At 56.0% G+C, this 20,592-nt stretch carries 19 protein-coding genes; 15 read left to right on the forward strand and 4 right to left on the reverse strand.

From position 1 onward, the window contains the following. Positions 1-571: 571 nt before the first annotated feature. The 4 genes from gyrB to dnaA are packed head-to-tail and all read right to left on the reverse strand — an operon-like array spanning position 572 to position 6,788. Positions 572-2,995: a DNA topoisomerase (ATP-hydrolyzing) subunit B gene (gyrB, locus tag BLU63_RS09960; RefSeq protein WP_010465497.1), complete on the reverse strand. Its 2,424-nt coding sequence runs from the start codon at positions 2,993-2,995 to the stop codon at positions 572-574. Between the two features lie 5 nt (positions 2,996-3,000). Further along, on the reverse strand, positions 3,001-4,104 hold the full coding sequence (recF, locus tag BLU63_RS09965) for a DNA replication/repair protein RecF (RefSeq protein WP_083375396.1): 1,104 nt from the start codon (positions 4,102-4,104) through the stop codon (positions 3,001-3,003). 20 nt (positions 4,105-4,124) lie between these two features. Continuing rightward, positions 4,125-5,228, reverse strand: a complete 1,104-nt coding sequence (gene dnaN / locus BLU63_RS09970) for a DNA polymerase III subunit beta (RefSeq protein ID WP_008155702.1) — start codon at positions 5,226-5,228, stop codon at positions 4,125-4,127. A 39-nt stretch (positions 5,229-5,267) separates the two neighbouring features. Beyond that, positions 5,268-6,788: a chromosomal replication initiator protein DnaA gene (dnaA, locus tag BLU63_RS09975; protein ID WP_083375397.1), complete on the reverse strand. Its 1,521-nt coding sequence runs from the start codon at positions 6,786-6,788 to the stop codon at positions 5,268-5,270. A gap of 566 nt (positions 6,789-7,354) precedes the next feature. On the opposite strand from dnaA, the gene rpmH reads away from it, so the two are divergent. The 15 genes from rpmH to atpA all read left to right on the forward strand — a co-directional run bounded on the left by rpmH (position 7,355) and on the right by atpA (position 20,546). Continuing rightward, the gene (gene rpmH / locus BLU63_RS09980; protein ID WP_003213577.1) at positions 7,355-7,489 is read left to right on the forward strand and encodes a 50S ribosomal protein L34; all 135 of its coding nucleotides are present in this window, start codon (positions 7,355-7,357) and stop codon (positions 7,487-7,489) included. A 16-nt stretch (positions 7,490-7,505) separates the two neighbouring features. Continuing rightward, complete coding sequence (gene rnpA, locus BLU63_RS09985; protein WP_010465490.1) at positions 7,506-7,907, forward strand: ribonuclease P protein component; 402 nt, start codon at positions 7,506-7,508, stop codon at positions 7,905-7,907. After that, complete coding sequence (gene yidD / locus BLU63_RS09990; protein WP_010465488.1) at positions 7,900-8,145, forward strand: membrane protein insertion efficiency factor YidD; 246 nt, start codon at positions 7,900-7,902, stop codon at positions 8,143-8,145. The genes rnpA and yidD overlap by 8 nt, the downstream gene beginning before the upstream one ends. Before the next feature lie 2 nt (positions 8,146-8,147). After that, the gene (gene yidC, locus BLU63_RS09995) at positions 8,148-9,833 is read left to right on the forward strand and encodes a membrane protein insertase YidC (protein ID WP_083375398.1); all 1,686 of its coding nucleotides are present in this window, start codon (positions 8,148-8,150) and stop codon (positions 9,831-9,833) included. A gap of 79 nt (positions 9,834-9,912) precedes the next feature. Continuing rightward, positions 9,913-11,283, forward strand: coding sequence for a tRNA uridine-5-carboxymethylaminomethyl(34) synthesis GTPase MnmE (gene mnmE, locus BLU63_RS10000; protein ID WP_010465483.1), 1,371 nt, complete (start codon positions 9,913-9,915; stop codon positions 11,281-11,283). A 550-nt stretch (positions 11,284-11,833) separates the two neighbouring features. After that, a complete protein-coding gene (gene mnmG / locus BLU63_RS10010) occupies positions 11,834-13,732 on the forward strand; it encodes a tRNA uridine-5-carboxymethylaminomethyl(34) synthesis enzyme MnmG (protein WP_083375399.1) in 1,899 nt (632 codons plus the stop codon). Then, positions 13,729-14,373 carry a 16S rRNA (guanine(527)-N(7))-methyltransferase RsmG gene (gene rsmG, locus BLU63_RS10015; protein WP_077748852.1) on the forward strand — a complete coding sequence of 215 codons (645 nt, stop codon included), beginning with the start codon at positions 13,729-13,731 and terminating at the stop codon, positions 14,371-14,373. Before mnmG ends, rsmG begins: the two co-directional genes overlap by 4 nt. An 18-nt stretch (positions 14,374-14,391) precedes the next feature. Continuing rightward, a complete protein-coding gene (locus BLU63_RS10020; protein ID WP_010465477.1) occupies positions 14,392-15,189 on the forward strand; it encodes a ParA family protein in 798 nt (265 codons plus the stop codon). Between the two features lie 9 nt (positions 15,190-15,198). After that, positions 15,199-16,071 (forward strand): ParB/RepB/Spo0J family partition protein, encoded by an 873-nt coding sequence (locus BLU63_RS10025; protein WP_077748853.1) that lies wholly within the window; start codon positions 15,199-15,201, stop codon positions 16,069-16,071. Between the two features lie 148 nt (positions 16,072-16,219). Continuing rightward, positions 16,220-16,627 carry a F0F1 ATP synthase subunit I gene (locus tag BLU63_RS10030; RefSeq protein WP_010465473.1) on the forward strand — a complete coding sequence of 136 codons (408 nt, stop codon included), beginning with the start codon at positions 16,220-16,222 and terminating at the stop codon, positions 16,625-16,627. A 16-nt stretch (positions 16,628-16,643) separates the two neighbouring features. Continuing rightward, positions 16,644-17,513, forward strand: a complete 870-nt coding sequence (atpB, locus tag BLU63_RS10035; RefSeq protein WP_010465471.1) for a F0F1 ATP synthase subunit A — start codon at positions 16,644-16,646, stop codon at positions 17,511-17,513. 133 nt (positions 17,514-17,646) lie between these two features. Continuing rightward, the gene (gene atpE, locus BLU63_RS10040; protein WP_002555987.1) at positions 17,647-17,904 is read left to right on the forward strand and encodes a F0F1 ATP synthase subunit C; all 258 of its coding nucleotides are present in this window, start codon (positions 17,647-17,649) and stop codon (positions 17,902-17,904) included. Positions 17,905-17,960: 56 nt separating this feature from the next. Continuing rightward, positions 17,961-18,431 carry a F0F1 ATP synthase subunit B gene (locus BLU63_RS10045; protein ID WP_007948090.1) on the forward strand — a complete coding sequence of 157 codons (471 nt, stop codon included), beginning with the start codon at positions 17,961-17,963 and terminating at the stop codon, positions 18,429-18,431. Positions 18,432-18,443: 12 nt separating this feature from the next. Beyond that, positions 18,444-18,980: a F0F1 ATP synthase subunit delta gene (locus tag BLU63_RS10050; RefSeq protein ID WP_010465467.1), complete on the forward strand. Its 537-nt coding sequence runs from the start codon at positions 18,444-18,446 to the stop codon at positions 18,978-18,980. A gap of 21 nt (positions 18,981-19,001) precedes the next feature. After that, the gene (gene atpA / locus BLU63_RS10055; RefSeq protein ID WP_010465465.1) at positions 19,002-20,546 is read left to right on the forward strand and encodes a F0F1 ATP synthase subunit alpha; all 1,545 of its coding nucleotides are present in this window, start codon (positions 19,002-19,004) and stop codon (positions 20,544-20,546) included. Positions 20,547-20,592 lie beyond the last annotated feature (46 nt).

Below are 20,592 nucleotides of genomic sequence, written 5' to 3' on the forward strand. Positions count from 1 at the left end.
CACACCTCCTGCTGTTCATTTTTCCCATCTGGTTTTATAGCTAGCATCATTCAGGTGGTATTCCGTTATACGGTTATCCTCTAAACGCGCTATCTCTAGAAATTCGTGAATTAAGATTCGGCTTCAATTATTTTCAGTAAGGTTTTGATTTCACTATCAGAACAGTTATTTACCTGAAAGTTTAGGTATTAAATAGTATTCCAGCATATTAGGAAAATCCATGACCCAAACCTAAAATCCGCATGTTTTTTTGACTTGGCCATCACATGGATGATCTACCAATAAAACTAACAAGGTATAATGTACTTATACTTAAGCAACGCTAAAACCATCAAACCCATTAAACCTCTAGTGGTATTTTTCATATCGCTTATAAATGAAAGTGGTAAGTATTTTTTCTGTTTCAAGTCACTCGTACCCGCGCTCTGGTATCTTATTCGGCCTTTTTCAAGTGCAAAAAAAGGCCCGCTGTAAGCGGGCCTTTTTAATATGGTCCTTAACTCTGGAGGTTATAGAACCATCTATTTGTGAAAGTACGCAACTATTCAGTGAACCTACATCAGCTGCTGGATTAGAAATCCAGGTTAGACACCGCCAAGGCGTTGCTTTCGATGAAGTCACGACGAGGTTCGACCGCATCACCCATCAGGGTGTTGAAGATCTGGTCTGCGCCAATGGCGTCTTCGATGGTCACTTTGAGCATCCGGCGCTGGCTTGGGTCCATGGTGGTTTCCCACAGCTGATCCGGGTTCATTTCGCCCAGACCTTTGTATCGCTGGATGGTGTGACGCTTGGTGCTTTCAGCCATCAGCCATTCAAGGGCTTCCTTGAACTCGGTGACCGGCTTTTTGCGCTCGCCACGCTGGATGTACGCACCGTCGTCCAGCAAGGTGCTCAGTTGAGCGCCCAGGGATACAACGGTTTTGTAATCGTTGCTGCCGAAGAAGTCGCGGTTGAAGGTGACGTAGTTCGACAAGCCGTGGGAGATCAGTTCGACCTCTGGCAGCCAGACGTTACGTTCACGGTCTTCACGCAGGCTGGCTTTGTAGACCAGGCCAGACTTCTCGACAGTGCGCAGACGGACTTCGTACTGGGCCATCCAATTCTGCATCGCTGCGTGATCAGACAATTGCTCCAGACTGACAGCAGGCAGATAGATGAAGTGCTCGGTCAGTTCCTGTGGGTACAGTCGCGACAGACGCTTGAGAGTCTTCATTACCAGACGGAAGTCGTTCACGAGACGCTCAAGGGCAGGTCCGGAAATACCCGGAGCATCCTCGTTCAGGTGCAGGCTCGCGTCTTCCAGGGCCGACTGCGTCATGTACTCTTCCATGGCGTCGTCGTCTTTGATGTATTGCTCTTGCTTGCCTTTCTTGACCTTGTACAGCGGCGGCTGAGCGATATAGATGTAGCCGCGCTCGATCAGTTCCGGCAACTGACGGAAGAAGAAGGTCAGCAGCAGGGTACGGATGTGCGAACCGTCGACGTCAGCATCGGTCATGATGATGATGTTGTGGTAACGCAGCTTGGCGATGTTGTACTCGTCGCGGCCGATGCCGCAGCCCAGCGCGGTGATCAAGGTGCCCACTTCTTGCGAAGAGATCATCTTGTCGAAGCGCGCCTTCTCGACGTTCAGGATCTTGCCTTTCAACGGCAGGATGGCCTGGGTCCGGCGGTTGCGACCCTGCTTGGCGGAGCCGCCAGCAGAGTCACCTTCCACGAGGTACAGTTCTGACAGGGCAGGGTCTTTTTCCTGGCAGTCAGCCAGTTTGCCCGGCAGGCCGGCGATATCCAGCGCGCCTTTGCGACGGGTCATCTCGCGGGCTTTACGCGCCGCTTCACGAGCGCGAGCCGCGTCGATCATCTTGCCGACGACCAGTTTGGCCTCGTTCGGGTTTTCCAGCAGGAAGTCGGAGAAGTACTTGCCCATTTCCTGTTCGACCGCGGTCTTCACTTCGGAAGACACCAGCTTGTCTTTGGTCTGGGAGCTGAACTTCGGATCCGGGACTTTCACCGAAATGATTGCGGTCAGGCCTTCACGGGCATCGTCACCGGTGGTCGCGACCTTGTGCTTCTTCGCCAGACCTTCCGCTTCGATGTAGGTGTTCAAGTTACGCGTCAGTGCGGAGCGGAAACCCACCAAGTGAGTACCGCCATCGCGCTGTGGAATGTTGTTGGTGAAGCACAACAGGTTCTCGTTGAAGCTGTCGTTCCACTGCAGGGCGATTTCCACGCCGATGCCGTCTTCGCGCTGGATGTTGAAGTGGAACACCTGGTTGACCGGAGTCTTGTTGGTGTTCAGGTATTCAACGAACGCACGCAGGCCACCTTCATACTTGAACAGCTCTTCCTTGCCGCTGCGCTCATCCTTGAGGACGATACCGACACCGGAGTTGAGGAAGGACAGTTCACGAATCCGCTTGGCCAGGATGTCCCAGCTGAAGTGGATATTCTTGAAGGTCAGATCGGACGGTTTGAAGTGGATCTGGGTGCCGGTGGTTTCGCTCTCACCAACAATTTTCATCGGCTCTTTCGGAACGCCGTGAATGTACGTCTGTTCCCAGATCTTGCCGCTGCGGCGAACGGTCAGGACTAGCTCTTCGGACAGGGCGTTGACCACCGAAACACCTACACCGTGCAGACCGCCGGATACTTTGTAGGAGTTGTCGTCGAACTTCCCGCCGGCGTGCAGCACGGTCATGATGACCTCGGCTGCCGAAACGCCTTCTTCTTTGTGCACGTCTACCGGGATGCCACGACCGTTGTCGCGAACGGTGATGGATTCATCCGGGTGGATAATGATGCTGATGTCGTCACAGTGGCCAGCGAGCGCTTCATCGATGGAGTTGTCGACTACCTCGAAGACCATGTGGTGCAGACCGCTGCCATCGTCGGTGTCACCAATGTACATACCAGGACGTTTACGGACGGCATCCAGGCCTTTCAGCACCTTAATGCTCGTTGAGTCGTAGGTATTCGTATTTTCTTCGCTCAATGCCTTCACTCCCGATGGTCGTGGGTCTGGGTGATACGGCCCTGTTCCACGTGGAACAGAGCGACTGGCGTTTCCGTCTGCCAGCCGTCCCTCAATAATTCATGATCTACACAGGTGATAAACACCTGGCAGCGTAAGTCTTCCAGCAAGCGGCAAAGCGCGCGACGGTGGTGCTCGTCCAGTTCGGACGGCAGGTCATCCACCAGATAAATACACTGGCCGCGTCGGGCCTGGCTTACCAGGTGCCCTTGGGCAATCCGCAATGCACAGACCACCAACTTCTGCTGACCACGGGACAAGATGTCCGCGGCGTTATGTGCACCCAACCTAAGGCGCAAATCAGCACGTTGTGGTCCGGCTTGGGTATGACCCATTTGCTGATCCCGCTGAAGGGACCCGGAGAGCACAGCACTCAACTCCCGGTCCTTGTCCCAACCGCGGTAATAGCTGAGCGTCAAACCCTCGAGCTCAACCAGTTCGCTCAAGGTCTGTTCAAAGACTGGTTTCAAGGCTTTGATGTAAGCGCGGCGGTATTCATCTATTTCAGCGCTGGCCTGGCACAGTTCCCTGTCCCAAACCGCTTGCGAAACGGCGTCAAGTGTACCATGCCGCAGCCAAGAGTTTCTCTGGCGCAGGGCCTTCTGCAAGCGCTGCCAGGTGGACATGAATCGCGGTTCCACGTGGAACACACCCCAGTCGAGAAACTGCCGACGAATCTTCGGTGCGCCTTCCAACAAGCGGAAGCTATCCGGGTTAATCAACTGAAGCGGCAGGATCTCCGCCAGTTGCGCCGCACTGCGAGCGTTCTGGCCGTCGATGCGAATCTGAAACTCGCCCTGCCTGTCGCGAGATATCCCCAACGCGCTGTGGCCACCCTCGGCCAATTCAACCTGCCCAAATACCGTGCATGCCAATTGCTCGTACTGAATGACGGGCAACAATCGGGTGCTACGAAACGAACGGGCAAGCCCCAGCAGGTGAATGGCTTCCAGAACACTGGTTTTGCCGCTGCCGTTGGCGCCGTAAAGAATATTGATTCGGGGGGAGGGGGAGAAGGTCACCGGGTGCAGATTACGCACCGCGGTGACCGAGACGCGACTTAAAGACATCTAGCTTCTGCTGAGCATGATTACAGACGCATCGGCATGACAACGTAGGCCGAGTCATCGTTGTCGGACTCTTGCACCAGCGCACTGCTGTTCGAGTCGGACAGGATCAGGCGAACCTGCTCGGTGGTCATCACGCCCAGCACGTCGAGCAGATAGCTCACGTTAAAGCCGATTTCCAGATTGCCGCCGTTGTACTCGACGCCGACCTCTTCTTCAGCTTCTTCCTGCTCCGGGTTGTTCGCCTGAATTTTCAGCTGGCCGTTGGCCAATTGCAGTCGGATACCGCGGTACTTCTCGTTGGACAGGATCGCAGTGCGGCTGAATGCTTCACGCAGCGCTTGGCGATCACCGAGTACCAGCTTGTCGCCGCCTTTTGGCAGAACGCGCTCGTAATCAGGGAATTTACCGTCGACCAGTTTCGAAGTGAAGGTGAACTCGCCGGTGGTCGCGCGGATGTGGTGTTGACCCAGCACGATGCTGACGATGCCGTCCGGCTCGGTCAGCAAGCGCGCGAGTTCAAGAATACCTTTGCGCGGCACGATGACCTGATGGCGATCCGGCTGACCGATATCGGCCTTCATCGAGCACATCGCCAGACGGTGACCGTCGGTGGCCACGGCGCGGATGATGCCTTCGGACACTTCCAGCAGCATGCCGTTCAGGTAATAACGCACGTCCTGCTGGGCCATGGCGAAGCTGGTACGTTCGATCAAACGACGCAGCTTGCTCTGCTCCAGGCTGCAAGTCAGCGAGCCAGGGCCTTCTTCGACCGTAGGGAAATCGTTGGCCGGCAGGGTCGACAGGGTGAAGCGGCTACGACCGGCCTTCACGACGAGCTTCTGCTCATCGACCTTAATGTCGATCAGCGCATCGTTCGGCAAGCTCTTGCAGATGTCCATCAGCTTGCGCGCAGGCACAGTGATGGAACCCGGGTCCGCAGGCTCTTCGAGTTGCACACGACCGACCAGCTCGACTTCCAGGTCGGTACCGGTCAGCGACAGTTGCTGGCCTTCGACAACCAGCAGCACGTTGGAGAGCACCGGCAAGGTCTGTCGGCGCTCGACGACGCCTGCGACCAGTTGCAGGGGTTTCAACAGGGCTTCGCGTTGAATGGTGAAATGCATGGTCTAGTCCCTTGCCTTAATAAGCTGCGCTGGTGTTCATCAAGTAGTCAGTGTACGCAGCAGGTTCTTGTAGTCCTCGCGGATGTCCGCGTCGGATTCCTTAAGTTCGTTGATCTTGCGGCAGGCGTGCAAAACGGTCGTATGGTCGCGGCCACCAAACACATCGCCGATTTCGGGCAGGCTGTGGTTAGTCAACTCTTTGGACAACGCCATTGCAACCTGACGCGGACGTGCGACCGAGCGAGAACGACGCTTGGACAGCAGATCGGAAATCTTGATCTTGTAGTACTCGGCGACCGTGCGCTGAATGTTATCCACAGAGACCAGTTTGTCTTGCAGCGCCAACAGGTCTTTCAGGGATTCGCGAATCAACTCGATGGTGATGTCGCGGCCCATGAAGTGCGAGTGTGCGATCACGCGTTTAAGCGCGCCTTCCAGCTCACGGACGTTGGAGCGGATACGCTGGGCAATAAAGAACGCCGCATCGTGTGGCAGATCGACTTTGGCCTGGTCAGCCTTTTTCATCAGGATCGCGACGCGGGTTTCCAGCTCCGGCGGCTCGACGGCGACCGTCAGGCCCCAGCCGAAGCGGGATTTAAGGCGCTCTTCAAGGCCTTCGATTTCTTTCGGGTAGCGGTCACTGGTAAGAATGACCTGCTGGCCACCTTCAAGCAGGGCGTTGAAGGTGTGGAAAAACTCTTCCTGGGACCGCTCTTTGCGAGCGAAGAACTGAATGTCATCGATCAGCAGTGCATCCACCGAACGGTAGAAGCGTTTGAACTCGTTGATCGCGTTCAGCTGCAGGGCCTTGACCATGTCGGCGACGAATCGCTCCGAGTGCAGGTACACGACCTTGGCATTCGGGTTCTTCTTTAATAGATGGTTACCCACAGCATGCATCAAGTGAGTCTTACCCAAGCCGACGCCGCCATAAAGGAAGAGCGGGTTGTAACCGTGCTTGGGGTTATCCGCGACCTGCCAGGCGGCAGCCCGGGCCAGCTGGTTGGACTTACCCTCGACAAAGTTTTCGAAGGTGAACGTGCGGTTCAGGTAACTGGTGTGCTTGAGCGCGCCTTCGACTTGCACCGTGCGCTGCTCTGACCGAATAGGAGCCTGTTGCGAGCTGGCGCCGGCCATCGGGTCGAAGCTGTCGCGTGACGGCTCTTCACTGACCTCCGCCACTTTTTGCGTCGCACGCTTGGTCGGTGCGGCCGCCGGGGCTGGCGCTGGAGCGCTGACAGGCGCTTGAGCGGCCTGAGCCTGGGAAGCAGCGGCGGCCAACGGTGCATTTGGTGCCGCACGCGGTGCCGAACTGCGTTTGCTGCCTATTAATAAGGAGAGCGCGGGCGCGATGCCATTGCCATGCTCATCCAGTAGTTCAAGGACGCGGCCCAGGTACTTTTCGTTGACCCAGTCGAGAACAAAACGATTCGGTGCGTAGACACGCAACTCGTCGCCTTCGGCTTCGACCTGTAGTGGACGGATCCAAGTGTTGAATTGTTGGGCAGGCAGCTCATCGCGCAAAAGCTCCACGCACTGCTGCCAAAGTTCCACTGACACGGATATCCCCTAAGTTGAAAGCCGGTGAGGCAAAAACAAGCGGCCATTGTAGCGGCCAGACGCCCACTTATCCACATGCAGGTTGCGCACAGGCCATGAATTATCAACGCGTTAACCGCCAAAAAGGCGACCAATGGTATGTGCATAAGCTCTGTGGATAACCGCCCATGAGGGCACTGGACAAGTGGGGGTGAAACTCGGTGGATAACCCGCCTGTGGATAACTGGCCATTCCACCCACAGCTTATCCGACAGTGCAGCACAGGCTGCCCCCTGTTTTCCACCGTAGTTGTCATTCTCTGTACAGCACGGGATAGAAGGGCTAAAGGTAGTTATCCACAGAAGATCGCCTCCCTAGCTTTTATAAGCTTTACAAAAAAGCTTTAAATAACGTCCTTCTTTATTTCTATATCTAGCGAAGGCGTGCGGACGAGAAAAGGCCTGGAGATCTATTTATAAGGAAACGCTGGTTGGAAATTGACCTAGAGGCTTGCTTTCTCTAGAATCCCCGGTCTCTTAAAACGGGGGCCATTCCGGCCCGTTGTGGACGAACCAGGTAACACGACAATGAAACGTACTTTCCAACCAAGCACTATCAAACGCGCTCGTACCCACGGTTTCCGTGCTCGCATGGCTACCAAGAACGGTCGTGCCGTCCTGTCGCGTCGTCGCGCCAAAGGTCGTGCGCGTCTGGCAGTTTGATAATCCGGCACTGGAGGTGAGTCAGGACTTCAGTCGGGAAAAGCGTCTGCTTACTCCCCGGCATTTCAAGGCAGTCTTTGACTCCCCTACCGGCAAGGTTCCGGGGAAAAATCTCCTGCTCCTTGCGCGCAACAACGATCTTGATCACCCCCGTCTCGGGTTGGTTATCGGGAAAAAGAGCGTAAAGCTCTCCGTCGAGCGCAATCGCCTCAAACGTCTGATGCGCGAATCGTTTCGCCTGAACCAGGATTCACTGGTCGGTTGGGACATCGTTATCGTCGCGCGCAAAGGTTTGGGTGACGTAGAAAACCCCGAATTGATTCAGCATTTCGGCAAGCTCTGGAAGCGTCTGGCACGTAGCAAGCCGGTACCAGCAGTCAAAACCGAAACTGTAGGGGTAGACAGTCCCGATGCGTAAACTGGCACTCGTTCCGATCCAGTTTTATCGCTATGCCATTAGTCCTCTGATGGCCAGTCACTGTCGTTTCTACCCCAGTTGTTCCTGCTACGCGTATGAAGCCATAGAAAATCATGGCCTTCTGCGCGGTGGCTGGCTGACCTTTCGTCGTTTAGGTCGCTGTCATCCGTGGAATCCCGGTGGTTATGACCCGGTTCCGCCTATCCCTACCTCCCGTTCTTCTTCGATGGCCGAGTAATCATGGATATCAAACGCACGATCCTGATCGTCGCCCTGGCAATCGTGTCCTACGTTATGGTTCTTAAATGGAACCAGGACTATGGCCAGGCTGCCCTGCCGACTCAGAATGTTGCTTCCAGTACTACCGCACCGGGCCTACCGGACACGGCGACTGGCAATAATGCTTCTGTCAGTGACGACATTCCACGCGCACCAAGTGATACCAGTGCAACTGCACCTACTGAAACACCAGTGGCTGTAAGCAAAGACCTCATCCAGATCAAAACGGATGTGCTCAACCTGGCTATCGATCCACAAGGTGGTGATGTTGCCCAACTGACGTTGCCGCTGTATCCACGTCGCCAGGACCATCCGGAAATTCCATTCCAGTTGTTCGATAACGGCAACGAGCGGACTTATCTGGCCCAGAGCGGTCTGATCGGCACCGACGGTCCGGACGCAAGTCCAGCCGGTCGCCCGGTTTACTCCTCCGAGAAGAAGATCTACCAACTGGCTGACGGTCAGGACCAAATGGTCGTGGACCTGAAGTTCAGCAAGGACGGCGTCAACTACATCAAGCGTTTCACCGTAAAACGTGGCTTGTATGACGTAACCGTTTCCTACCTGATCGACAACGAAAGCGCCAAGCCTTGGTCGGGTGCGATGTTCGCCCAGCTGAAGCGTGACGCCAGCTCCGATCCTTCTTCCAGCACTGCCACCGGCACCGCGACTTACCTGGGCGCTGCCCTGTGGACAAGTAACGAGCCGTACAAGAAAGTGTCGATGAAGGACATGGACAAGGCTCAGCTGAAAGAAACCGTTAACGGCGGTTGGGTTGCCTGGTTGCAACACTACTTCGTGACCGCGTGGATTCCGGCGAAGAGCGAAAACAACCTCGTCCAGACCCGTAAAGACAGCAAAGGCAACTACATCATCGGCTACACCGCTCCGGCAGTGACCGTTGCACCAGGTGCAAAAGCCGAAGTCAGCGCTGTTCTGTACGCTGGTCCAAAAAGCCAGGCTGTGCTGAAAGAGTTGTCCCCAGGTCTGGAATTGACCGTCGATTACGGCATTCTGTGGTTCATTGCCCAGCCAATCTTCTGGCTGCTGCAACACATCCACGCGCTGATCGGTAACTGGGGCTGGTCGATCATCTTCCTGACCATGCTGATCAAGGGGATTTTCTTCCCGCTGTCGGCTGCCAGCTACAAATCCATGGCGCGCATGCGTGCAGTGGCACCGAAACTGGCTGCGCTGAAAGAGCAACATGGCGATGATCGGCAGAAAATGTCGCAAGCCATGATGGAGCTGTACAAGAAAGAGAAGATCAATCCGCTGGGTGGTTGCTTGCCAATCCTCGTGCAGATGCCGGTTTTCCTGTCGCTGTACTGGGTTCTGCTGGAAAGCGTTGAAATGCGCCAAGCGCCGTTCATGCTGTGGATTACTGACCTGTCGATCAAGGATCCGTTCTTCATTCTGCCGATCATCATGGGTGCAACCATGTTTATCCAGCAGCAGTTGAACCCGACTCCTCCGGATCCGATGCAGGCGAAGGTCATGAAGCTGATGCCAATCATCTTCACCTTCTTCTTCCTGTGGTTCCCGGCTGGTCTGGTGCTGTACTGGGTTGTGAACAACTGCCTGTCCATCGCCCAACAGTGGTACATCACTCGTAAAGTCGAAGCAGCTACCAAAGCAGCTGCCTGATTTACACTGTGGATAACCACTCAAAACGCCCCCTAGTGGGGCGTTTTGCTATCTGTCATTTTTGTCTGGGTACTGGTTTATGAGCGTTCCTCGGGAAACCATCGCAGCTGTCGCCACCGCTCAAGGTCGCGGCGGTGTGGGCATCGTCCGTATTTCCGGGCCGTTGGCGAGCATTGCTGCCAGGGCGATCAGCGGTCGGGAATTGAAACCTCGATTTGCCCACTACGGTCCGTTTCTCAACGAAAACGAAGAGGTGCTGGACGAAGGCATCGCGCTGTATTTCCCCGGACCGAACTCCTTCACCGGCGAAGATGTGCTTGAACTGCAGGGGCATGGCGGGCCGATTGTTCTCGATATGCTGCTCAAACGTTGTCTGGAACTGGGCTGTCGTCTGGCTCGGCCAGGAGAATTCAGTGAACGCGCCTTCCTCAACGACAAGCTCGACCTGGCCCAGGCGGAAGCCATCGCCGACTTGATCGAGGCCAGTTCTGCACAGGCTGCGCGAAATGCACTGCGTTCGTTGCAAGGCGCATTCTCCCTGCGTGTGCATAACCTCACCGAGCAGTTGATCGGCCTGCGCATCTACGTCGAGGCTGCGATCGATTTCCCGGAAGAAGAAATCGACTTCCTGGCCGACGGCCACGTACTGGCCATGCTCGACAAAGTGCGCGATGAATTATCCACAGTACTTCGTGAAGCTGGGCAAGGTGCTTTGCTTCGCGACGGGATGACCGTGGTCATTGCCGGCCGGCCAAATGCCGGCAAGTCCAGCCTGCTGAATGCCTTGGCCGGTCGAGAAGCCGCGATCGTGACCGAGATTGCCGGCACCACCCGGGATATTCTTCGCGAACATATCCACATCGATGGCATGCCGTTGCACGTGGTCGACACCGCCGGTCTGCGGGATACCGATGACCAGGTGGAAAAAATCGGCGTCGAGCGGGCGTTGAAAGCCATCGGCGAAGCAGATCGGGTGTTGCTGGTGGTCGATGCGACCGCTCCTGAGGCACTTGATCCGTTTGCGTTATGGCCGGAGTTCCTTGAAATCCGCCCGGATCCGGCAAAAGTTACGCTGATCCGTAATAAGGCTGACCTGACGGGAGAAGCGATTGCCCTGGAAGTCAGTGACGATGGCCACGTCACCATCAGCCTTAGTGCCAAATCTGGCGGTATGGGGCTGGAATTGCTACGCGAACATCTCAAGGCCTGCATGGGTTACGAGCAGACTTCGGAAAGCAGCTTCAGTGCACGCAGGCGTCACCTTGATGCGTTGCGACACGCCAGCGCATCCCTTGAGCATGGCCGTGCGCAGTTGACTCTGGCGGGTGCTGGTGAGCTGCTGGCGGAAGATTTGCGCCAGGCTCAGCACTCTTTGGGTGAGATCACCGGCGCATTCAGCTCGGATGATCTGCTGGGACGTATTTTTTCCAGCTTCTGCATCGGTAAATAGTCCTTCCGATATACACAGACAGGCCGTTCGCGCCTGTCTGTTCCCTCCCTTGCCTTAAATTTCCTCCAGTGCCGAGCAGATTCTTTCTGCTTGAGCGGATTTTCCGTGTCCGGAATTTGCTCGATCAGCATTTATCTGTGGATTAAGCCCTGTGAGTAAGTGCCACTAAGGGCAGTTGATAACAGGGCGTGAAAACTGAAGATAACCGCCCCTGTGGATAACCATCCCTTTCATCCACAGGCTTAAACCGGTTATCCAAGGGCCTCCTTGGTACATGACCACAGGGTTTTGAATCGCTGTACATATTGAATATAAAGGCTTGTAGCGATCTATCCACAGAAATGTGACTCAGTAGAAATAAACATAAAAACAAAGATTTAATAAATTTCTCTCTTTTTAATTTCTATAACCCCGACTTCTCCACAGCTGGTTAAATTTTGTGCAAAGGGTTCTTTAGGAAGGGCGAAGTCCCTATACTTGTCGACCAGGTCCAGAAACCTGAGCTCAAACTATTCCTGATTACCTAACTGAAGCAGGCACGAGGTGCGTGGTGGATTTCCCTTCCCGTTTTGAAGTGATCGTCATCGGCGGCGGTCATGCCGGTACCGAGGCAGCACTGGCCTCAGCACGTATGGGTGCAAAAACCCTGTTGTTGACGCATAACGTGGAAACCCTCGGTGCCATGAGTTGCAACCCCGCCATCGGTGGGATCGGTAAAAGCCATCTGGTGAAAGAAATCGATGCCCTCGGCGGCGCGATGGCCATGGCTACCGACAAAGGTGGTATTCAATTTCGCGTGTTGAACAGCCGCAAAGGTCCGGCCGTACGAGCGACTCGCGCTCAGGCAGACCGGGTTCTGTACAAGGCCGCTGTCCGCGAAGCTTTGGAAAACCAGCCGAACCTGTGGATATTTCAACAAGCTGCTGATGACCTGATCGTCGAGCAGGAACAAGTGCGCGGTGTTGTCACCCAGATGGGTCTGCGTTTCTTCGCCGATTCCGTGGTGTTGACCACTGGCACCTTCCTCGGTGGACTTATCCACATCGGCTTGCAGAATTACTCCGGTGGCCGTGCCGGCGATCCGCCATCGATCGCCCTGGCTCATCGTCTGCGTGAATTGCCGCTGCGAGTCGGTCGCCTGAAAACCGGTACGCCACCGCGGATCGACGGTCGTTCTGTGGATTTCTCGGTGATGACCGAGCAAGCAGGCGATACACCGATCCCGGTGATGTCGTTCATGGGGTCCAAAGAGCAACATCCGAAACAGGTGAGCTGCTGGATTACCCACACCAACGCTCGCACCCACGAAATCATTGCCGCCAACCTCGATCGTTCTCCGATGTATTCCGATGCAGGGCTGATCGAAGGCATCGGCCCGCGGTATTGCCCGTCGATCGAAGACAAGATCCACCGCTTTGCCGACAAGGAAAGCCACCAGGTCTTCATCGAGCCGGAAGGTTTGACTACGCACGAGCTGTACCCGAACGGGATATCCACATCCTTGCCGTTCGACGTGCAACTGCAGATCGTGCAATCGATCCGCGGCATGGAAAACGCGCACATTGTTCGTCCTGGCTATGCCATCGAGTACGACTACTTCGACCCGCGTGACCTGAAGTACAGCCTCGAAACCAAAGTCATCGGCGGTCTGTTTTTCGCCGGGCAAATCAACGGCACCACTGGTTACGAAGAAGCCGGCGCCCAGGGTTTGCTGGCTGGCGCCAACGCGGCTCTGCGTGCGCAGGGCAAAGATGCCTGGTGCCCGCGTCGCGACGAGGCGTACATCGGGGTGTTGGTCGACGACCTGATTACTCTCGGTACTCAAGAGCCGTACCGGATGTTCACTTCCCGTGCCGAGTACCGCCTGATCCTGCGTGAAGACAACGCCGACCTGCGTCTGACCGAAAAAGGTCGCGAGCTGGGTCTGGTGGATGACGCGCGTTGGGCGGCCTTCTGCAAGAAACGCGAAAGCATCGACCTTGAAGAACAGCGCCTGAAAAGTACCTGGGTCCGCCCGGGCACTGAGCAGGGCGATACGATTTCCGAGAAGTTCGGTACGCCGCTGACTCACGAATACAATTTGCTCAACCTGCTGAGCCGTCCGGAAATCGACTACGCTGGTCTGATCGCCGTGACCGGTGGGGGCGCGGAAGATCCACAAGTCGCCGAGCAGGTCGAAATCAAGACCAAGTACGCCGGCTACATCGATCGCCAGCAGGATGAAATCGCTCGCCTGCGGGCCAGCGAAGATACAAAACTGCCTGTGGATATCGATTACACAAACATTTCCGGTCTCTCAAAAGAGATCCAGAGCAAGCTCGGCGCGACCCGTCCAGAGACTTTGGGCCAGGCGTCACGTATCCCGGGTGTCACGCCGGCAGCGATTTCGCTGTTGATGATTCATTTGAAAAAACGCGGCGCGGGCCGTCAGTTGGAGCAAAGCGCTTGAGTTCGTTGGTCACCTCGCAACATGCCGAAGAGTTATCCACAGGCGCTCGCCAGCTCGGTGTCACGCTGACAGAAGCCCAGCATGCGCAGCTGCTGGGCTACCTGGCCCTGTTGATCAAATGGAACAAGGCTTACAACCTGACTGCCGTGCGCGATCCGGACGAAATGGTCTCCCGTCATCTGCTCGATAGTTTGAGCGTGATGTCGTTTGTCGAGAATGGTCGCTGGCTGGACGTTGGCAGCGGCGGCGGCATGCCGGGTATTCCGTTGGCCATCCTGTTTCCAGACTCGCAAGTGACCTGTTTGGACAGCAACGGCAAGAAAACCCGCTTCCTGACCCAGGTCAAACTCGAACTCAAACTGGACAACCTGCAAGTTATCCACAGTCGTGTCGAAGCTTTCCAGCCTGCCCAGCCATTCAACGGGATCATCTCCCGGGCGTTCAGCAGCATGGAAAACTTCAGCAACTGGACTCGCCACTTGGGCGATGCCGATACACGCTGGCTGGCAATGAAGGGCGTTCATCCGGCTGATGAGCTGGTAGCATTGCCGGCAGACTTCCACCTCGATAGCGAACACGCCCTGGCCGTACCTGGTTGCCAAGGCCAACGCCATCTGCTGATACTGCGCCGCACGGCATGATTGGGAACACAAGCAAGAATGGCTAAGGTATTCGCGATAGCGAACCAGAAAGGTGGTGTGGGTAAAACCACCACCTGCATCAACCTCGCAGCTTCCCTGGTCGCTACCAAGCGCCGGGTGCTGTTGATCGATCTCGATCCACAGGGCAACGCCACCATGGGTAGCGGTGTGGATAAACACGGGCTGGAAAACTCGGTCTACGACCTGCTGATCGGCGAGTGTGACCTGGCTGAGGCCATGCACTACTCCGAGCACGGCGGATACCAGCTGTTGCCGGCCAACCGTGACCTGACTGCAGCCGAAGTGGTTCTGCTGGAAATGCAGATGAAGGAAAGTCGCCTGCGCAGTGCGTTGGCGCCGATCCGTGAAAACTACGATTACATTTTGATCGACTGCCCGCCGTCGTTGTCGATGCTGACGCTGAACGCGTTGGTTGCGGCTGACGGGGTAATTATCCCCATGCAGTGCGAGTACTTCGCGCTCGAAGGTTTGAGCGACCTTGTGGATAACATCAAGCGCATCGCTGAATTGCTCAACCCGAATCTGAAAGTCGAAGGCCTGTTGCGGACCATGTATGACCCGCGCCTGAGCCTGATGAACGATGTATCGGCGCAGCTCAAGGAGCACTTCGGCGAGCAGCTGTACGACACCGTCATCCCGCGCAACATCCGTCTGGCCGAAGCACCTAGCTATGGCATGCCGGCGCTGGCCTACGACAAAGCATCGCGTGGCGCTATCGCCTATCTGGCATTGGCCGGCGAGCTTGTTCGTCGTCAACGCAAAAACTCACGCACCGCCGCCGCTCAGGCAACTTAAGGAATCCCCATGGCCGTCAAGAAACGAGGTCTCGGACGTGGACTGGATGCACTGCTGAGTGGTCCGACTGTCAGCTCGCTGGAAGAACAAGCGGTCCAGGCCGATCAGCGTGAGCTGCAGCACCTGCCCCTGGACTTGATCCAGCGCGGCAAGTACCAGCCGCGTCGGGACATGGATCCTCAGGCGCTGGAAGAACTGGCGCAGTCGATCAAGGCCCAGGGCGTGATGCAGCCGATCGTGGTGCGTCCGATTGGCAGCGGTCGATTTGAAATCATCGCCGGTGAACGCCGCTGGCGCGCCAGCCAGCAGGCTGGCCAGGAAACCATCCCGGCGATGGTTCGCGATGTGCCGGATGAAACCGCGATCGCCATGGCGCTGATCGAGAACATCCAGCGCGAAGACCTCAATCCCATCGAAGAAGCCGTGGCCTTGCAGCGTTTGCAGCAGGAATTCCAGCTGACTCAGCAGCAAGTCGCCGAAGCCGTGGGCAAATCCCGCGTGACCGTGGCCAACCTGCTACGCTTGATCGCGTTGCCGGAAGTTATCAAAACCATGCTGTCGCACGGCGACCTGGAAATGGGTCATGCGCGTGCTTTGCTCGGTTTACCGGAGAATCAACAGGTTGAAGGGGCGCGACATGTTGTCGCACGAGGGCTGACGGTGCGCCAAACCGAGGCACTGGTTCGCCAGTGGTTGAGTGGCAAACAGGAGCCTGCTGAACCGGTTAAACAGGACCCTGATATCGCCCGACTCGAGCAGCGCCTGGCTGAACGCCTAGGCTCTGCGGTGCAGATCCGCCACGGAAAGAAGGGGAAAGGGCAGTTGGTTATTGGTTACAACTCCCTCGATGAGCTTCAAGGTGTGCTCGCGCACATTCGTTGAAACATTTCCTCATGTAGCGTGCAGTCGGAAATCACTACCTGACGGTTGAATAGGGGCAGAACCGCCCCTATACTCTGCGCGCATTTTGTCGGCACAAATTATGCCAAGTTATTGAATTCTGGCAGCCGACCATTGGGGAGTAATTGTGATGGAAAGCCGCACGCCAAACCGCTTGCCGTTCCATCGCCTGGCAGTTTTTCCGGTGTTAATGGCTCAGTTTGTCGTTTTGCTGATCGCCGCTTTGGCGCTCTGGCAATGGCACGGAGTCGTTGCCGGGTACTCAGGACTCTGCGGAGGCCTGATAGCTTTGCTGCCCAATGTTTATTTCGCTCACAGGGCATTTCGGTTTTCCGGCGCCCGAGCAGCCCAAGCCATCGTCCGGTCTTTTTATGCCGGTGAGGCGGGCAAACTGATTTTGACGGCAGTGCTCTTTGCATTGACGTTCGCAGGTGTGAAGCCATTGGCGCCGCTAGCTGTATTCGGCGTCTTCGTGTTGACCCAACTGGTCAGCTGGTTCGCGCCCCTGCTGATGAGAACAAGACTTTCGAGACCTTAGGGCGTTTGAGGCAACCATGGCAGAAACAACCGCTTCGGGCTATATCCAGCACCACTTGCAGAACCTGACCTTCGGTCAGCACCCAACTGGCGGGTGGGGTTTTGCCCACACCGCAGCAGAAGCCAAAGAAATGGGCTTCTGGGCTTTCCACGTCGATACTCTCGGCTGGTCGGTCGCGTTGGGTCTGATCTTCGTTCTTCTTTTCCGCATGGCGGCGAAGAAGGCGACTTCCGGTCAGCCTGGTGCTTTGCAGAACTTCGTTGAAGTATTGGTCGAATTCGTCGATGGCAGCGTGAAAGACAGCTTCCATGGCCGTAGCCCGGTGATTGCACCGTTGGCACTGACCATCTTCGTCTGGGTCTTCCTGATGAACGCCGTCGACCTGATTCCGGTCGACTGGATTCCTCAGCTGGCCATCCTGATCACTGGTGATGCGCACATTCCATTCCGTGCCGTATCCACCACTGACCCGAACGCTACCCTGGGCATGGCCCTGTCGGTGTTCGCGTTGATCATTTTCTACAGCATCAAGGTCAAGGGCATCGGCGGCTTTATCGGCGAACTGACCCTGCACCCGTTCGGCAGCAAGAACATCTTCGTTCAAGCCCTGCTGATTCCGGTGAACTTCCTGCTGGAGTTCGTGACACTGATCGCCAAGCCAATCTCGTTGGCACTGCGTCTGTTCGGCAACATGTACGCCGGCGAACTGGTCTTCATTCTGATTGCTGTGATGTTCGGCAGCGGTCTGCTCTGGCTTAGCGGCCTGGGCGTAGTTCTGCAGTGGGCGTGGGCTGTGTTCCACATCCTGATCATCACCCTGCAGGCGTTTATCTTCATGATGCTGACCATCGTCTACCTGTCGATGGCACACGAAGAGAACCATTAAGACCAGTCTCGACTAGTCTGATGTCCCATCCGGTCAAACGGGTGGGGGCCCGAACAGGGCTATGAAACGATTTGTTTTACCGCTTTAAAATCTAAAAAACCTAAACCATACGACGTAAAAGTCGGGAGGAAAGATGGAAACTGTAGTTGGTCTAACCGCTATCGCTGTTGCACTGTTGATCGGCCTGGGCGCACTGGGTACCGCAATTGGTTTCGGCCTGTTGGGCGGCAAGTTCCTGGAAGGCGCAGCGCGTCAGCCAGAAATGGTTCCAATGCTGCAAGTTAAAATGTTCATCGTTGCCGGTCTGCTCGACGCCGTAACCATGATCGGTGTTGGTATCGCTCTGTTCTTCACTTTCGCGAACCCATTCGTTGGTCAACTCGCTGGCTAATTACTCGAACCTTCGAGTAATTGGTGTGATGTGCAACGAACGAGCGAGGTGTTGGCGTGAACATTAATGCAACCCTGATTGGCCAGTCCGTTGCGTTCTTCATTTTTGTACTGTTTTGCATGAAGTTCGTGTGGCCTCCGGTCATCGCGGCTTTGCACGAACGTCAGAAGAAGATCGCGGATGGACTGGACGCTGCCGCCCGAGCAGCTCGCGACCTGGAGCTGGCCCAAGATAAAGCGGGTCAGCAACTGCGCGAAGCAAAAGCTCAGGCAGCCGAAATCATTGAGCAAGCCAAGAAACGCGGTAACCAGATCGTTGAAGAGGCTGTTGAAAAAGCCCGTATCGACGCTGACCGTGTGAAGGTTCAGGCTCAGGCCGAGATCGAGCAGGAACTGAACAGTGTCAAAGACGCGCTGCGTGCCCAATTGGGTAGCCTGGCAGTCTCTGGCGCCGAGAAGATCCTGGGTTCCACAATCGATCAAAACGCGCACGCGGAGCTGGTAAACAAACTGGCTGCTGAAATTTAAGCGAGGGCGATCATGGCAGAATTGACCACGTTGGCCCGACCTTACGCTAAGGCAGCCTTCGAGCACGCCCAGGCCCACCAGCAACTGGCCTCTTGGTCAGCCATGCTCGGCCTGGCTGCAGCAGTGTCGCAAGACGGCACTATGCAGCGCGTGCTCAAGGCCCCGCGACTGACGAGCGCAAACAAGGCCGCCACGTTTATTGACGTGTGCGGCGACAAGTTTGATGCCAAGGCACAGAACTTCATTCACGTCGTTGCCGAAAACGACCGTCTCCCGCTTTTGCCGGAGATATCCGCTCTGTTCGACCTGTACAAGGCTGAACAAGAGAAGTCGGTAGACGTTGAAGTGACCAGTGCTTTTGCATTGAACCAAGAACAGCAAGACAAACTCGCCAAGGTTCTCAGTGCACGACTCAACCGGGAAGTGCGCCTGCAAGTCGAGGAAGACAAATCCCTTATTGGGGGCATTGTCATCCGCGCCGGCGACCTGGTTATCGATGGCTCGGTTCGCGGCAAACTCGCGAGCCTTGCCGAAGCATTGAAATCTTGAGTTTGAAGGGGCAGCAGAGCAATGCAGCAACTCAATCCTTCCGAAATAAGTGAAATTATCAAGGGCCGCATCGACAAGCTCGATGTGACCTCCCAAGCCCGTAACGAAGGCACTGTCGTCAGCGTATCTGACGGTATCGTGCGGATTCACGGTCTGGCCGATGTCATGTACGGCGAGATGATCGAGTTTCCGGGCGGCGTCTTCGGTATGGCTCTCAACCTGGAGCAAGACTCCGTAGGTGCCGTTGTATTGGGCTCCTATCAGTCTCTGGCTGAAGGCATGAGCGCCAAGTGCACCGGCCGTATCCTCGAAGTTCCGGTTGGTAAGGAACTGCTGGGTCGCGTAGTCGACGCACTGGGTAACCCAGTTGACGGCAAAGGTCCGCTGAACAACACCGAGACCGATGCGGTCGAGAAAGTTGCTCCAGGCGTGATCTGGCGTAAGTCGGTAGACCAGCCTGTACAGACTGGCTACAAGGCTGTCGATGCCATGATTCCTGTCGGCCGTGGCCAGCGTGAGCTGATCATCGGTGACCGTCAGATCGGTAAAACCGCTCTGGCGATCGACGCGATCATCAACCAGAAAGACAGCGGCATTTTCTGCGTCTACGTCGCGATCGGTCAGAAGCAATCGACCATCGCCAACGTGGTTCGCAAGCTGGAAGAAAACGGCGCACTGGCTAACACCATCGTCGTGGCAGCGAGCGCTTCGGAATCTGCAGCACTGCAATTCCTGGCACCGTACTCCGGTTGCACCATGGGTGAATTCTTCCGCGACCGCGGTGAAGACGCGCTGATCGTTTATGACGATCTGTCCAAGCAAGCAGTGGCTTATCGCCAGATCTCCCTGCTGCTGCGCCGTCCACCAGGCCGTGAAGCTTACCCAGGCGACGTGTTCTATCTCCACTCCCGTCTGCTGGAGCGCGCATCCCGCGTTTCGGAAGAGTACGTAGAGAAGTTCACCAACGGCGCAGTGACCGGCAAAACCGGTTCCCTGACCGCACTGCCGATCATCGAAACCCAGGCTGGCGACGTTTCCGCGTTCGTTCCGACCAACGTGATTTCCATCACCGACGGTCAGATCTTCCTGGAATCGGCCATGTTCAACTCCGGGATCCGTCCTGCTGTGAACGCCGGTGTTTCGGTATCCCGTGTGGGTGGTGCCGCTCAGACCAAGATCATCAAGAAGCTCTCCGGTGGTATCCGTACCGCTCTGGCTCAGTACCGTGAACTGGCGGCATTCGCCCAGTTCGCTTCTGACCTGGACGAAGCGACCCGTAAGCAACTTGAGCATGGTCAGCGCGTTACCGAGCTGATGAAGCAGAAGCAATACGCACCAATGTCGATCGCTGACATGGCGCTGTCGCTGTATGCCGCTGAGCGTGGGTTCCTGACTGACGTCGAAATCGCCAAGGTCGGCAGCTTTGAACAAGCGCTGATTGCTTTCTTCAACCGCGATCACGCCGATTTGATGGCGAAGATCAACGTGAAGGGTGACTTCAATGACGAAATCGACGCTGGCATGAAAGCCGGTATCGAGAAGTTCAAGGCCACCCAAACCTGGTAAGCCGCAGCGGGAGCCGCAAGGCTCCCGCTTGCTAACCTGATAGGTG

Source organism: Pseudomonas mandelii, from assembly GCF_900106065.1.
GTDB classification, from domain to species: domain Bacteria; phylum Pseudomonadota; class Gammaproteobacteria; order Pseudomonadales; family Pseudomonadaceae; genus Aquipseudomonas; species Aquipseudomonas mandelii.

Excerpts from the sequence above, each read along its gene's own strand:
- atpB (WP_010465471.1), top strand. The coding sequence starts at position 16,644 with ATGGCAGAAACAACCGCTTCGGGCTATATCCAGCACCACTTGCAGAAC.
- dnaN (WP_008155702.1), bottom strand. The coding sequence starts at position 5,228 with ATGCATTTCACCATTCAACGCGAAGCCCTGTTGAAACCCCTGCAACTG.
- atpE (WP_002555987.1), top strand. The coding sequence starts at position 17,647 with ATGGAAACTGTAGTTGGTCTAACCGCTATCGCTGTTGCACTGTTGATC.
- yidD (WP_010465488.1), top strand. The coding sequence starts at position 7,900 with ATGCGTAAACTGGCACTCGTTCCGATCCAGTTTTATCGCTATGCCATT.
- yidC (WP_083375398.1), top strand. The coding sequence starts at position 8,148 with ATGGATATCAAACGCACGATCCTGATCGTCGCCCTGGCAATCGTGTCC.
- atpA (WP_010465465.1), top strand. The coding sequence starts at position 19,002 with ATGCAGCAACTCAATCCTTCCGAAATAAGTGAAATTATCAAGGGCCGC.
- BLU63_RS10025 (WP_077748853.1), top strand. The coding sequence starts at position 15,199 with ATGGCCGTCAAGAAACGAGGTCTCGGACGTGGACTGGATGCACTGCTG.
- recF (WP_083375396.1), bottom strand. The coding sequence starts at position 4,104 with ATGTCTTTAAGTCGCGTCTCGGTCACCGCGGTGCGTAATCTGCACCCG.
- rpmH (WP_003213577.1), top strand. The coding sequence starts at position 7,355 with ATGAAACGTACTTTCCAACCAAGCACTATCAAACGCGCTCGTACCCAC.
- BLU63_RS10020 (WP_010465477.1), top strand. The coding sequence starts at position 14,392 with ATGGCTAAGGTATTCGCGATAGCGAACCAGAAAGGTGGTGTGGGTAAA.
- BLU63_RS10050 (WP_010465467.1), top strand. The coding sequence starts at position 18,444 with ATGGCAGAATTGACCACGTTGGCCCGACCTTACGCTAAGGCAGCCTTC.
- mnmE (WP_010465483.1), top strand. The coding sequence starts at position 9,913 with ATGAGCGTTCCTCGGGAAACCATCGCAGCTGTCGCCACCGCTCAAGGT.
- BLU63_RS10030 (WP_010465473.1), top strand. The coding sequence starts at position 16,220 with ATGGAAAGCCGCACGCCAAACCGCTTGCCGTTCCATCGCCTGGCAGTT.